At 55.6% G+C, this 14627-nt stretch carries 10 protein-coding genes; 2 read left to right on the top strand and 8 right to left on the bottom strand.

Annotation, left to right across the window (positions count from 1 at the left end; all coding sequences use genetic code 11):
- Positions 1-521: 521 nt before the first annotated feature.
- The 8 genes from AC1MLZ_RS21950 to AC1MLZ_RS21915 form a co-directional block, all read right to left on the bottom strand.
- Complete coding sequence (locus AC1MLZ_RS21950) at positions 522-1688, bottom strand: hypothetical protein (RefSeq protein WP_480962074.1); 1167 nt, start codon at positions 1686-1688, stop codon at positions 522-524.
- 938 nt (positions 1689-2626) lie between these two features.
- Positions 2627-3889, bottom strand: a complete 1263-nt coding sequence (locus AC1MLZ_RS21945; RefSeq protein ID WP_480962073.1) for a hypothetical protein — start codon at positions 3887-3889, stop codon at positions 2627-2629.
- 351 nt (positions 3890-4240) lie between these two features.
- Positions 4241-4567, bottom strand: a complete 327-nt coding sequence (locus tag AC1MLZ_RS21940) for a hypothetical protein (RefSeq protein WP_480962072.1) — start codon at positions 4565-4567, stop codon at positions 4241-4243.
- Positions 4568-4591: 24 nt separating this feature from the next.
- Positions 4592-5752, bottom strand: coding sequence for a hypothetical protein (locus AC1MLZ_RS21935; protein ID WP_480962071.1), 1161 nt, complete (start codon positions 5750-5752; stop codon positions 4592-4594).
- 68 nt (positions 5753-5820) lie between these two features.
- Complete coding sequence (locus AC1MLZ_RS21930) at positions 5821-8040, bottom strand: GumC family protein (protein WP_480962070.1); 2220 nt, start codon at positions 8038-8040, stop codon at positions 5821-5823.
- A gap of 13 nt (positions 8041-8053) precedes the next feature.
- Positions 8054-8764, bottom strand: coding sequence for a polysaccharide biosynthesis/export family protein (locus AC1MLZ_RS21925; protein WP_480962069.1), 711 nt, complete (start codon positions 8762-8764; stop codon positions 8054-8056).
- Positions 8757-10196 carry an O-antigen ligase family protein gene (locus AC1MLZ_RS21920; RefSeq protein WP_480962068.1) on the bottom strand — a complete coding sequence of 480 codons (1440 nt, stop codon included), beginning with the start codon at positions 10194-10196 and terminating at the stop codon, positions 8757-8759. The genes AC1MLZ_RS21925 and AC1MLZ_RS21920 overlap by 8 nt, the downstream gene beginning before the upstream one ends.
- A gap of 79 nt (positions 10197-10275) precedes the next feature.
- Positions 10276-12186: a polysaccharide biosynthesis protein gene (locus tag AC1MLZ_RS21915; protein WP_480962067.1), complete on the bottom strand. Its 1911-nt coding sequence runs from the start codon at positions 12184-12186 to the stop codon at positions 10276-10278.
- 303 nt (positions 12187-12489) lie between these two features.
- On the opposite strand from AC1MLZ_RS21915, the gene AC1MLZ_RS21910 reads away from it, so the two are divergent.
- Together AC1MLZ_RS21910 and wbjC are read left to right on the top strand one after the other, a co-directional pair.
- On the top strand, positions 12490-13518 hold the full coding sequence (locus AC1MLZ_RS21910) for a polysaccharide biosynthesis protein (protein ID WP_480962066.1): 1029 nt from the start codon (positions 12490-12492) through the stop codon (positions 13516-13518).
- Entirely contained in the window at positions 13518-14627 is a 1110-nt protein-coding gene (gene wbjC, locus AC1MLZ_RS21905) for a UDP-2-acetamido-2,6-beta-L-arabino-hexul-4-ose reductase (RefSeq protein WP_480962065.1), read from the top strand. Before AC1MLZ_RS21910 ends, wbjC begins: the two co-directional genes overlap by 1 nt.

Here is a 14627-nt window from a genome sequence, read left to right as displayed (position 1 = left end):
CAGTCGCGCTATGCATGTGTGGCTTAGACCAGGACTTGGATAATTCAACGGTCTGCACGCTATCATGCCGTTATACGTTGGCTTACCGTGCACTCTAGCAAGACTATGGGTTCTCTCGGCTATATAGAAAGCAGTGCATTAGTCTCTTTATATCTCTCGTTTAAATTATAGGGTTTGAGTCAAATGTTATATCATTTTTGCTATGATTTACGAAAACCCGACCCACGCCATGCAGAGCAGCTCCTTACCTACCCCACCGCCTATAAGTCAGCCAGCTTATGTATTACTTGCTCGGAACTGACCCCCGCACGAGTTCCGGCTGGTATCCTTATTCCGTTATCTCAACCGTGTGCATATAGAGTATGCGAAAAGAAAGGAGGAAATCAGCACGACGCAAGCGCGGCGAAGCGACTCGCCGCCATCTTTGTTCTGAACAGATTATAACCCGCCAGCCGCCCCTTCCAAATACCCTTTAAACATCTCGCAATGCATGATCTGGTTCTTATCACCTGGAGGTCAGATTATTCAAGATACGGAAAGTAGTATATTACAACAGCGCCAATAGTGCCATTGTCACCCTTGGCCTGTTTGGTTATTCTTAGTCGTAGCTTTCCGTCACGTAATGTTAACTCTTGTTTGCTTAATGGTATTTTCCCACGGGCCTGTCCATCCACAAGTGCGGCGTCGTGTATTACAGAGAATGCAGCGTCGTAAAACCACTCTATTTTTGTAGACGAGTTCGAATCGTTGCTCTTGATGTATAGTGCTAGGCCCTCGATGGTAATAAGAGGAGGAAGAGCCAATTCTGCAAGATCAATTGTAAAATCACTTCCATACCGCAAACTGCCGTCAGCCTGCCGAAACGGCGTTGCCGCGACTCCGGTGTTGACGATGCAATTACTGGTGTGCCGCCACAACAATGCTGTGCCGGTCCTGATCGATCGTAAGCCTGACTGGCCGCCGCGGTACTGATCAGCAACCCCCTCATTTCCCCACCATTCCATCAACGGGTGCGTACCCGCCCCTACGAGCTGGAGCCGCGAAGGCTTAGGAGCGCCCCGCATCCGGCCAAACAGCCATCGTGCCTGATTTTCTAGGAAGTTGGACGAATAGCGGATTGTACCGCGCAAATAGCCACCCCACGCATGAACGCGATGCCGCCCCCCGGCTAAATCGATAATCGTATGATCATCGTATGCAGGCCCCACAGGGGGGCCTGGCGGATTATCGCCTAGTACCAAAGTCGTATCGCGGAGGATAGTTACGGTGTCGGCCCCGCCCTGATCTGGGGAAAGGGCGCATTGTCTGCCGTCGATCAGAAGCCTTTCGGCTCCGCTTGTTCTCGTGCCGCTGTATTCTAGTTTAACGTGATCAATCGCAACCGACTGTGGGTAGACCCCATTAATCCCAGCCCCCTCAGCATATTCGACCAAAGACCTATGAAGGTTCGCGCCTCCGCCCCTCATTGTAACTTCACCACTGCCGCCTAAAAGAAAGGCCGAACCAGCGCACCCGAACGAGCAGCCATCAAAGCCAGCACTTACCGCATTCTTATTGCTTTTATTGCTATAGCCTACGTTAGTTCCAAATTCACAGCTTACGACATGTGTGAAGTCGCCATTTGTTTCACCAGAGATTACTATACCAAATGAAAAGCCGCCAAATACAATACGAGAGAACATGGTCATATGACCACCGTTGGTACCGAGTATATTAAACGCGGCGTCATCTCTTTTAGAATCGTCTGTGGGCGTTTCGTTTACTATCGTAAAGTCAGAGAAGTGACAGTAACTGGACGGGTTCAGTAGGAATGCTTCCCCTGTATTGACTCTTTTGGTAAATACTGTTGCGAACCGGCCCGCCCCCACTATTCCAAAGCCGACTTGGCTTTCCGAGAATCGGAACGGGCGGTCGATTGGCAAAACCCCCCTCTCAGCGTGCAATATGCCGACACCCCACCGTGGATAGCCCGGGTAAGCGGTCCGGGTAGACGAGAGTGCATCGAAGGCTCTGCTCAAGGTTGGCTGCCAGTCGCGCCCATCAGACTGTAGGCGATACGCCGCAAGATTGGACTTGATATGCCCTGACCCGCCGGCGCCGGACTCGACAGTTGAAGATCCTCCCCCCCCCTGCGCGTCAGCTGCAAGTGTGGTCGTGATTGTAGAGGTAGCCAATAAACCTAGAACGTGGCGCCTGGTCGTCGGTTCTTCTGACATTGACGGCAATCCCTCGTGAGCATCCGAGTTCCGTGCCTAGCCTTTCATGTGGATCATTCAACGCCCACTGCTCGTTACTGAAAAAAATGGTGTATCGCCGACCGCCTCGCGCAGCGACAAGACCGTCACGGAGATACTCGATCGAGATGCATCGCACAGACGTGGTTCTGACGGGCTGATCAGGCTGACAGGATGAATAGTAGGTTACGTCAGGTCAATCGTGACGCTGCGGAACCAGCCTATCGAACTTATATTGTCCTGCTCTCTAGCATAAGGACTAGTTATAGCCTGACGGCGTTATAAAAGACCAGAGTCTGAAACAGCTCGCTATTGTCAAGAGTAATGCTTCAACTTTAAGGTGTTTATTCATACTAACGGCGCCGTACTGGGTTTCGGCAGAGTACTGCCTTTTACTCGGACCTCGGCAAGGCCTCGCGGTATTTTAGAAAAATAACATAAATAACCAAAGGAATAACCGTAAACCAAGCCCGGGCGGCAAATGAGGCCATCCCACCCCAAAACAGTGTTACTAGCCACACATCGTATATCACGACAGATGAGTAGTAGGGCTGAGCCAGTCGCCCTATTAATGCCCGCACGGCCAATGCCATAGCTATGGCAATCGGCACGGTCAAAAGCCAGAAGGCCGGTGCAAGGTAGATTTGCTCACCAAAAAAGCCCAGCGCAGTAGAGTGCTCTTCAGAATATCCGGCGCGACCAAGATAGCTATCTACAAAAAGACTGTTGATATTAATTGGCTTACCCGGCCAGATACTGCGAGGCGCCCAGTTTAAGAAAAATAGCTCGAACTGCTGAAGCAGGGTAGTTCCACTAGTATTGCGGGCGTGGTTCGCTAATAGTTCACTGGAAAGAATTATGTGTGTCGCACCGGAGTCTTCAGAGATACCGGCAATTCCCTCACTAAACCCGAATCTCAGCACTCGTCCGATAAATACCATAGCTCCTCCAGCCCCCGCCAATACTAGGGGGCTTAGGTGGAACAACCTGTACCGCACGGAAACAATGATAGGCAGCAACAGAAGAGAAATAATCACGATTCGCCCGAAGCCGTCCCAGAAAAGCGCCGCATAGATGCAGATGGCAACGGCATATATTACCAAACAGACCCATCGTGTTATTTTGCTTCCCTGCCCCCAGTGCGCCCGTTCCAAATGAACAAGTGCTACCGCCGCAAACCCGGTGAAAAGGGGTTGGCCAAAGTCTCCAACAAAAGGCGTGGCAACTAAACCTAGCACCAAGAGTGCGACCATAATTAGCAGGTTTCGCTCACTGCTATAACTTGGATCGAATGGCGGAGAATGTCGCTCGACACTCTGTCCAACATTGACCATAACGTACGCTGTCATTGAGAATAAAGCAAAAACAGCAAGCGTGACCGGCAGATCGACGTATATGAGGGAGACGAACGGCACTACGTATAGCGTCATCGCGGAGAATATTAGGACGATTCCCAAGCTTTGTTGCGAATGCCGCCATAGTATCAGCATGACGCAGAAGGTTATTATCGCCAGGACGCTGTAGCCACCGCGAACGCCGAAGAATGCTGTCAAAATGAAGATTGCTATACAACTGATCAATGCGATGAGGCGCCCAATGGAGCCACCACTGATCTCTGGCGCACCGTGTAACAAGTCTTCGCTGTATGCACTCATCGTCAAACTCCACCGAGGGTCCTTAGCTTGGCGAGCGACGCTAGGCTAGGCTCGGGCGTGCCTGCCTTTCGCGATCTGGCAGCATAATGGCCATTCTCGTTTTTTTGAGTGTTCCCGTCTGCAGGAAATGTGCTCCTGCAATCATACCATTGGTAAGTAAGCTCGGGAAATATGTACGGCCTTACGACCTATTACCGTGAGATTGGAAGGGCGGTGCGCAGCAACCGAAAACGATCACCAAGCCGCGTAGCACTCGTTTCGCCAGTCCAGTGGGCGCTCATGAGTTCATACAATACGCATAGCTAAGGCCCGCCAGGTTGAAGGGCCTAATATGCACTGCCTACGGATGTGTCACTTCGGCGTGAAGTGTCCTGCCACGCGGGCTTGATCCTGTGCGAACGTAAACGGCGATGCCGCATTGGCCTGCGGGCTGTAGAAGCGGTCGATCCGGTTGCGGATACGTGACTGAATACGACTTGGAATACGACCGTCGATACGTCCGGTCGGAACGACGATGGATGCCGCCGCGTCGCGGGTCTGCCGTTGCCCAACTTTACCTACCGCGGAATCCGCAACTCGACCGCCTTGGATTTGCTGGGCCGCGGTTGGAGATGCACCGGCGACCAGCGCGGCAATCAGCGTCACATGGCGTTTACTTCGATACGCCCCGTTTAGCATTGACTAGCTCCTTCCTCGATACGGTTATCGAACCGGATATAGCTGAACCCGATCGATCTGCCCACTGATGCCAGACACTTTATAGGACGGTCTCGCAACGAGCGTCAAAGTCTGCACTGGGCATCCTGCAGGCACACGGAAGCTCCCCATGAATTTCCCATGACTTTGAGTAGAATTCGACAGCGCAATACGACCAAGTTCATGATCGCTCGAACAGGCCAGTACCCAATATGGCTGCGCTTCCTCCGACTGATCAATCCCACTGGCATGGCCGTCGAGCCTATATTCGCCAGGAGGAAGGATTTGCCGCTGCTGGAGCATTGGGCCACCAACACTAGCCGGAACCGAGAAGTCGAAAATACCACCATTCTCACCCCGCTGGATCGAGGAACTGATGCCAGCATCGTTGATCGGAATCCAGTCAAACGGTGACGTGCTTACACCGCCATCGGCAAACCTCGGATCACGTGATCGGCGCCGATCAGCGCCTGGATGGACTGTCGAATAATAAGCCCAAGCGTCGTCAACAAAGCCGCCAAAGATCAAAAGATTCATGATTTCGCCGCTTGCCACACCCGATATAGGAACACCTGCATGTCGCAGGTCGATTAGCAGGCGTGAAGTCGCACGAGCATCCGGCCCCTTTACCGCGGCATAAATAATGAAGGCGTCACGCCATGCAGGTTTCTTGACAAGCGTTCTGGTTAGCGATTTGCGAATCGCTGGGTCGTAGATCGCCGCCGCTAGAACAGGAAACAGCAAATCGGCCGCGGTACTCGATGTCCGCAGCGCGATGTCGTAATGCAACAGTGCATCGTCCACCTCGCCGCGGCCGACTGCGTCTTCAATTGCCCAGAGTTGTGTCTTGACATCCCGTCGCGACAAAGTCTCGGCGTACGTGAATAACCGACGGGAATGTTTAGTATCGCCTCGCACCTGCGCGATCAACCCGAGAGAAAAGACTGCAGCCACGACAGTTGGATCCTGCCTTAAGGCAGATCGAGCTAATTGCTTTACTCGCCCTTGACCAGCAAACGTCGTGTTATTTTCGATGAGCGTTTGGGCCAGCAGCCCAGTGATGCGACCGTCACCTGGTGACAGGGCATGAGCTATTTCGATGTTTCCCTTGCGCAGCGTATAGGCGATTGTTCGCGTGACTTCGACATAGCAAGTTATCGCTGCCAAGACCGCCAGCAGCGCTCGTACGATCCACTCTTTCGCAGAGCGCCGCGGCAAACCCGTTTGCCTCGGCATTAGGAAATCGGGTCCTTGGCTCCGCTATCTTGTCTACCATAACCGTAACCGTATTCATAGCCGTAACCATAATGCGACTTGCGCGCTTCGAACTTGGTGAGGACGCCACCAATGACCCGAGCGTTCGCGCTGGAGAGCCGCCGCAGAGCGGTTTTAACCAAACTCGACCGGATGCCGTGAGATTCCACCGCATATATCACGCCCTCAACCCGGCTTGCGATCAGCGGCGCGTCGGCAAGACCCATTACTGGCGGTGAATCCACTACGACATGGTCATAGGTTTCTAACAGACGCTCAATCAAAAGCGACAGGCGATGACCGGTCAGAAGTTCCGCCGCGTTGGGCGGGATCGGCCCTGCGGTCATGGCAGTAAAGCCAAGATCGATCATCTGAAAAACCAACGCATCGATATCGTCTTGGCCAGACAGGAAGTTGCTAAGGCCGTGATCGTGAGAGACGCCTCCCAGGTGATGAATAGAAGGCGAACGCATATCGCCGTCGACAAGGATGACCTTGCGGTGCGCGCGTGCAAGCGTTGTCGCCAGGGCCAAGGCAGTTGTTGACTTTCCTTCTGCCGGTCGTGTCGATGTGACCGCGAATGATCGCGGCACCCCGTGTTCGGTCGTGAAGGCAAGGTTCGTCTGCACTGCCAAATAGGCATCAAAAAGCTCTGACTTGCGATCAAGCAGCGCCTCCTTAGGCGTTCCACTCATGATCTTCGGCACTGAACCGAGCAACGGCAGCCCCAGTCTGCGCTCGACCTCCGCCGGGTCGGCGATCGCTTCGTCGATCTGCTCCAGCGCGAAAGCAGCGAGGGCGCCTATAGCCAGACCTGCTAACAGCGACAGTGCTAGGTTAATCAGCAATCGTGGGCTGGACGGTCCTTGTGGTACGTCCGCAGGATCGACGACGGCAACGTTGTTGATGCCCACCCCGCCGGCGACACCGATCTCCTTAAAGCGCTGAAGCAAACCATCGTAGAGTGCACGGTTAGTGTCTACCTCTTGCTGGAAGATATTATACTGGATGCTCCGGCGGCGCAGGTCAAGGTAACTGTCCTTGAGCTGGTCAACTCGACTCTTCAGCGCGCTCTCGCGCTCTTGGGCTTCGCGATAGTCAGCCTGCAGGGAGCCGGACACCCGACCTTCCTCGCGCGAAATTGAGCGGTCAAGCTGATCAAGTTGTGATTTGATTGCCTTAGCGGCAGGGTATTCCGGTTCGAATTGCGTCAGCACTTTGCTATAATCGCCGGCAAGTTCCGCACGCCGCTGGCGTAGGTTGTTGATAGCTGGATTGCGTAATGCCTCGGTCGATGCGCCGGCAGCACCAGCCTGCCGATAACGTGCCTCGACCTGAATACGATCGGCGGTTGCCTGAGTCAGCGCTGCGTTGAGTGCGGCAAGATCGTCAGCAACAATTGATCGCTCGGTCGTGGTCTTGCCGTCACCCGACTGAGACGGCAGATTAATAATTCGCTGAGCAGATGCATAGCCGACCAATTGTCGCTGGCTCTCATCCAGCTTTCCCTTGAACTGTGCTAGCTGACGCTGCAGCAGGTTACGGCCGTAAGAAGTCGCCTGGATTTTGCGCTCTAAGTTGGTCTGGATGAAATTGTCGGCCCAGGCGTTGGCCACCTGCGCTGAAAAGGCGGGATCGGGACTGGTAAACTTGATGTCCACCAGACGCGACAATCGGGTCGGGGCAACGTCAAGGTTAGCGCGCAAAACCTCCCCTGCCACACGTTGCCGAGCCGCCCTACCCGAAGCAGGATAGCGGCCGTTAACGAGTTGAAATGCTGGATCTTTAGCGGACACGCCAAAACGCTCGAAAAATGTTTGATCGTCGACCAACCTCAACTGCATCGCTACGCGCTCAGACAGCGCTCGCGAATCCAGGAGACCGTACTGAGTCTGATAAAACTCCTGGTCTGCGCTACCTGATTCCTGTCCGACACCGCGAAAGTTGGTGACGTTGTCAGACTCGCGAGAAATCTCAACCGTTGTGACGGCTGTGTATTTGGGCGTCATCAACAACGTAACAATAAGGCCAAGCAGCACGCATGACGCGATCGCACCGAGAATAACATAGCGCCAGCGCAAGGCAACGCGCAGATATTGGCGAATGAGCGGCAGGCGATCAGCCTCTACCACACGCTGATCAATCAGCAGGGGATTCGGAGTGCCCAAGCCGCCTCGCAGATTGGGGGGAACCAAGTTCATGACGAGACGGACCTTACTGCAGGATCGCGATGAGTGGGGCCGCAAGTAGCGGGGAGAGCGCCACGAAGTCACGGAATAGGCGCCTCTGCGGCGAGTCGCCAACGATGATGACGTCGTTTGCGTAGATGGGGGGATCGTCGTAGAGTCCCCGCCGGATCGCGGCGTAATTGTACAATCCCGCCATCTTCTGGTTATTGACCGTACGCAGGATCACAACATCGTCCCCGCTGGCAAATTCAGCAAGGCCGCGCGCTGAAGCGATAGCTCGCATCAGCGTCATTTGATTGGTGACCGGATACAGACCTGGCTCGCCAACCTGACCATCGATCGTCACCACTTGGCTCACTGAACTCTTAATGTTTATGGTGACCTCAGGATTTCTGACGTAGTGCGCGCGCAGCGCGGCCTCGATCGCGTCCGCCAGCTCTGAGGCGGTTTTGCCACGGGCATCGATTGTACCGGCGAGCGGCATTGAAATGCGTCCGCTAGCGTCGACCTGCATCTCGCGGCTAAAGTCTGGTATGTTGAATACATCGACCTGAATCGTGTCGAGCGGCCCGATCAATGCCGGGCGGTCGGCAGCAGTAAGATCGGTGCGGTTTGGCGCGGGCAGCGCCTTGCTGTCCTGCACGACCGTAAGGCGTTCAGTGGATTGGAGCGGAATTTTGCCTCCACAACCCGCAAGTGCGGTTGCGACGAACAAGGCGATACAGATCTTACGCATGCACCGAAGCGTTTCCAGAATAACGAGAGGAGGCCTCGGCTATAGGTGCGGGTGTTTCGTTGGTAAAGCCGTGCTCGCTGCGAAGCGGCTTTCCGCTGCTCAGCCACATCGCAGCGATAATTCCCATCGCCATCATAATCGGGGTCCGAGCGGGATAATCAAAGGCGCTGGCGACAAGGATCAAAAGCAACATCGCTGAACCCAGCTTGGGAAGCGCAAGTTGCATGCTTGCTCCTGCTTGCCAAGCACGCGCGCTAGCCCACAGCCACCACAGCAGCCCTACGCTCAACAAAAGAAGCCCAGGAAGTCCGGCGTCGAGCACAATTTCCAGCAGGTCGTTATGGGCATGGTTGAAATAGGTGGGCTTCAGGAGGTTGAAAGGCTCATGTATCCGGAATATTGGATCAAAGCCGCCAAAACCAGACCCTGCCGGGAAGTAGTTTCTGATCATCGCCAGTACGGTTGGAAGACCACGGCTGCGCATGTCTTGGCCCTCGTCGGCCCAGAACAGCCGGTCAATGGAAACCGCTCGATCCGCCGCGACGCTAACAAGAACTAAAATCGCGATGCCGCTTACGACGCCGGCGATCAGTGCCGGAAATGCCCAGCGTGGATACTCGCTGAGAGCATTACGGATACCGCGTTGCGCTATTACCGGTCCTAAAACCAAAGAAAGGAGTCCTAGCACCAAGCCCGCACGTGACCCGCTAGCCAGAATCGTTAGCACGAATAGAAGTACCAGACCAAACGCCGCAGGTCCCCGCCATCCCGGCCGACGCCCGTTTAACGTCGCCCAAATGGGCGCTACTAGGCAGCCGAACGCCAGGAAGACGGCAAAATGGTTACGATTTGCAAAGTTGCCGCTCACTTGCGCCGCACTCTCGTTAATCAAGGGATTATCTAGAGCAACGCCAGAAAATTGCAGCAATCCGACTATCGTAGACGCCGCTGCCAGGCATAGAATTAGGGGGAGGAGCAACGCTCGCTCCGATGCTCTTAACCCGGCAACAAAGACAAGCACCGCCGTCGGCACGATCAGCGACGATAGCGCATTGAGCGTGGCGCCCGGGACAATCGACCACGGTCGCCAAGGCTGCGCCTGCCCGCTGGCTGTAGCGGCTTCAGCAAGCACCCGGCGTCCCGGCAATGACTGCCACACGTCAGGCGGGAGTGGTACCAACTGCAGTAGCACTAGCGCCGTAGCCGCCAGCAGGATCAGGGCCACAGGGCGCGCGGTACCAACCGCCGGACGCTCGCCAAACAGGATGACGACAATTATCAGTAGCCAAGCGCTGGCCCTCACCACCGTCTGTCCAAGCGCATCCGCTCGCGAAGCACCACCGGCAATCCAGAGGACGATTAATAAGGCGACCAGCAGGATCAGGGACAGACTTGGCCGAAACCGCTGGACGAGACGATTGTGAGTACGCATGCGTCCGATGCCTATGCGATCCTGGACGTAGACGAAACCTTTATCGCGCCGTCACCCGCCCGTGATACGTCGGTGCCGTTCAGTGGGCTACGGTGTATGAAGAGCGATCGATTGTATTCTGCGCTGTGCCCGCTAACTCCTTCGCCATGGTTGAATGACGCATCTCGACCCAGTCGACGATCTTGCTGGCGGGTCGAAACTCGGCGACTAGTTCGGAAAGCAGCGAACGCGCTGGCGCTACCTGCCCCGCATCAATGAGTGTTTCCATATAATCCAAACCCTTACGCAGCTGATCCCACGGCAGATGGTGCTCGTTTGCCATCATAATGCGCGGATGTGTTGTAGCCCTGGGATCGTTGCCGATTAGCAGTTCTTCATACAGCTTCTCGCCTGGACGCATTCCGACAATCGCGATCTCAATATCACCGTCAGGATTATCGTGTGACCTGACGGTTAGGCCGCACAGCTCAATCATGTTGCGGGCTAAATCAACAATCCGAACCGGCTCACCCATGTCGAGAACGAAGACTTCGCCGCCTCCCGCCATCGCACTTGCCTGCACCACTAGCTGGGCGGCTTCCGGTATGGTCATAAAATAGCGGGTGATGTCGGCATGCGTGATGGTGATCGGGCCGCCCTGCCGAATTTGTTCGCGAAACAGCGGTACTACTGACCCGCTGGAACCCAGCACGTTGCCAAAGCGCACCATCGAGAAGCAGGTGCCCCCCCCTTCCGCGGCCAGCCCTTGAAGGACAAGCTCGGCCAAACGCTTAGTCGCGCCCATAACGTTGGTAGGCCGGACTGCCTTATCAGTGCTGATCAGAACGAAATCTTTAACTCCAAGGCGCACCGCTAGTTCTGCCACACGCAAGGTGCCGATGACATTGTTGCGCAAACCTTCCAGCGGATTATGCTCGACCAGCGGCACATGTTTGTAGGCAGCGGCGTGGAATATCATATCAGGCGACCACGCGCGCAGGATTTCTGACACCCGCCGCCCGTCGGTCACCGATCCGAGCAACGGCACAATTTCGATATCCGATATCCCGGTTAGATCGCGATGAATCGCGTAGAGCGCGAACTCACTGGCCTCTAACAAAAGGATCCTTGCCGGTTCCGCCGCTAAAATCTGCCGACAGAGTTCGCTGCCGATCGATCCACCTCCGCCGGTCACCAGCACCGTGCGTCCTGCAATCTTGCCGCGAACGGTATCAGCTTCAGGCTCGACCGGGTCCCGGCTGAGTAAATCCTCAATGGTCAGTTCACGTAAATCGCTTGCCTGGACGCGGCCATGTGCGAGGTCCATCAGTCCTGGAAGGGTCCGCACCACCACGGGCAGCCCGCGCAATCCCTGGATGATCTGATGGCGACGCTGGCGCGGGGCGGACGGCAACGCCAGCAGTACGTCCGTCGCCTTCTTGCGCTCGATCAGGTCAGGCAGACGGTCAGGCCTATACACCGGAAGCCCGTTGACCCGCGTCCCTTGAAGCGAACGATCGTCATCCAAGAAACCAATCACGCTGAACTCTCGGCTAGTACCTATTGCTGCGGCGAGTTGCCGACCCGACGATCCGGCGCCATAAACGAGCACGCGCCCACGTGGTCGCGTCTCGATCCGCGTTGCCATCTGCCCGCCTAATACATAGCCCACTGCGATGCGCACTGAACACACGGTTAGAAACAGCAGAATTGGCTGTATGATGCCGACGGTGCGCGGCACGTTGTCGAACGCATACGCAGCAATGATTGTAACGTAGCACAGTGCGTAAGCCATGCATGCCACTGCCACTGCCGGAATGATGTCCATGCTCGCCCGGCGAAAAGCTACGCGATAGAGCCCCGCCACGTAAAAGGCAGGCAACGCAAGAACCACTGATAGCGCAACAGCGACGCTTGGCCGCCCACTCAATGAGACGAAATGTCCAAGCCTGAGGTAAAAGGCAATCCACACCGTGAGTGCGCATAATGCACAATCGATACCTGCTGCCATGAGGCGTTTGAAACCCCTAGGAAGTGCCAGCAGGGGAGTCGAAACTTTACGGACGGGCATCACAACTCCACTTGTCGCACAGCAACACGAGGCGCACGAAATCACCCCCCCTGCCCGCTGGGCAGTGGAATCATCCCGCCGCAGTTACTCAACTTGGCGCGGTACAGAGGCCTTGCGTGACAAGATACCTTGCGGTTGATTGCTTTCTCGATAGCACGTAGGGCGTCGGCGTCCAACTCGCGTCGGCATCTAATCGCGTCGGCGCTTGGATGGTCCGCCAGCGTGCGACGGGTAGGAATCTGCATGTTTGACAATAGGGTATTGCTGATCACCGGCGGGACCGGCTCGTTTGGATCAACCGTGCTCAACCGTTTCATCCATGAGCCATTCAAGGAAATTCGCATTTTCTCGCGCGACGAGAAGAAGCAGGAGGACCAGCGCCTCCACTACCGCGATCCACGATTGCGCTATTACATCGGTGATGTCCGCGACCTGCGATCGATCGCAGGCGCCGTAAAAGATGTCGACTACATTTTCCATGCTGCAGCGCTAAAGCAAGTGCCATCGTGCGAATTCCACCCAATGGAAGCGGTAAAGACTAACGTCATCGGCACCGACAACTTGCTGGAGGCCGCAATTTCGGCGGGAGTATCACGCGTCGTGTGCCTGTCGACCGACAAGGCGGTCTACCCGATTAACGCCATGGGCATCTCTAAAGCGTTGATGGAAAAGGTGATGGTTGCCAAGTCGCGGCTTGCGCTTGGCACTAAAACAATCATTACTGGCACACGTTATGGCAACGTACTTGCCTCGCGCGGCTCGGTCATTCCGCTATTCGTCGACCAAGTGCGCAAAGGTTTGCCGCTAACCCTCACCGATCCCGCCATGACGCGCTTCGTCATGACGCTGGAGGAGGCGGTTGATCTTGTCCTCTACGCCTTCGAGAACGGCGAAAATGGCGATCTGTTTGTGCAGAAGGCTCCGGCGGCGACGATCAACGTGCTCGCTCATTCGGTGCTAGAGATCTTAGGCGCAGACGGGCACCCGATGAAGGTGATTGGTACTCGTCATGGCGAGAAGCTCTATGAGGCGTTACTCAGCCGCGAAGAGATGGCAATTGCCGAAGATCGTGGTACCTATTACCGTGTGCCGCCCGACAACCGGGATCTTAATTATGCACAGTTCGTTGACGAGGGCGAGAAAGAGATCAGCCAAGCGCATGATTTCAATTCTCATAATACTCGCCTGCTGAACCAGGAAGAGATGACTGCGATCTTGCGCAAGCTTAACTACATGCAAGCTGTGCTACGTAATCAGGATGGAAAGAATTGATGACGCGGCGTGTCGCAGTCACGGGCGTAGACGGCTTTGTAGGTCGCAACTTAGCGGTACGTTTGGGAGAACTAGGCGACGTCGTACTGCCCCTGACCCGAGCGAGTAGGGCGGACGACTGGCACAGGGCGATCGCAGAAGCCGACGCGGTGGTTCACTTGGCCGGTGCGAACCGGCCCGCTGACCCGACCGATTTCATGGCCATCAACGCCGGTACGGCCGAGCTGCTGGCGGCATCCGTCATCGCTGCGAAGCGCGCTATTCCGGTGATCTATGCCTCGTCCGCCAAGGCTTTGGACAACACAGACTACGGACGCTCCAAACGCGCCGGCGAAGATCGCTTGCTCGCGCTTACCGAGCAGACCGGCTCGCCCGTTTACGTCTTTCGCTTGCCCAATGTCTTCGGCAAATGGGCGCGACCTAATTACAATTCAGCGATAGCGACGTTCTGCCACAACATCGCGCGTGAGATGCCGATCCGGATCGACGATCCCGCCGCTCCGCTCTCGCTCGTTTACGTCGACGACGTGATACAAGCGTTCCTTGACGTTCTCGACGGTAAAATATTGACCGGCTTTGTTGCTGCATCACCGGTCTATTCAACAACACTGGGTGCGGTTGTCGAGATCCTTCGAGGCTTTCGCAGCGACCGCGACGACAATTTAATCGATCAGGTTGGCACCGGACTAACGCGTGCCCTGTACGCTACCTATGTAGCAGCGCTGCCGCCATCCGCGTTTAGCTATCCAATCGCAAGCCACCGGGACCCACGCGGAGCGTTTTCCGAAATGCTTAAGACCCGGACTTCGGGCCAATTCTCCTATTTTACTGCCCATCCTGGGGTGACTCGGGGCGGTCATTACCATCACACCAAAACCGAGAAGTTCCTTATCGTCCATGGAAATGCCCTGTTCCGCTTTCGCCATATCGTGAGCGGCGAGACCCACGAGATCCGCACCTCGGGCTCCAAGCCAGTGATCGTGGAAACAGTACCAGGCTGGACGCACGATGTTACAAACGTTGGCGAGAATATGATGATCTCAATGCTGTGGGCTAACGAGATTTTCGACCGCGACCGTCCCGACACCGTCGCTGCCAAGGTAGACTGA

It is taken from the genome of Sphingomonas sp. PEI4 (assembly GCF_056679955.1).
The sequence above is the reverse complement of the archived record's forward strand: the minus strand, read 5'-3'. Positions and strand labels throughout refer to the sequence as shown.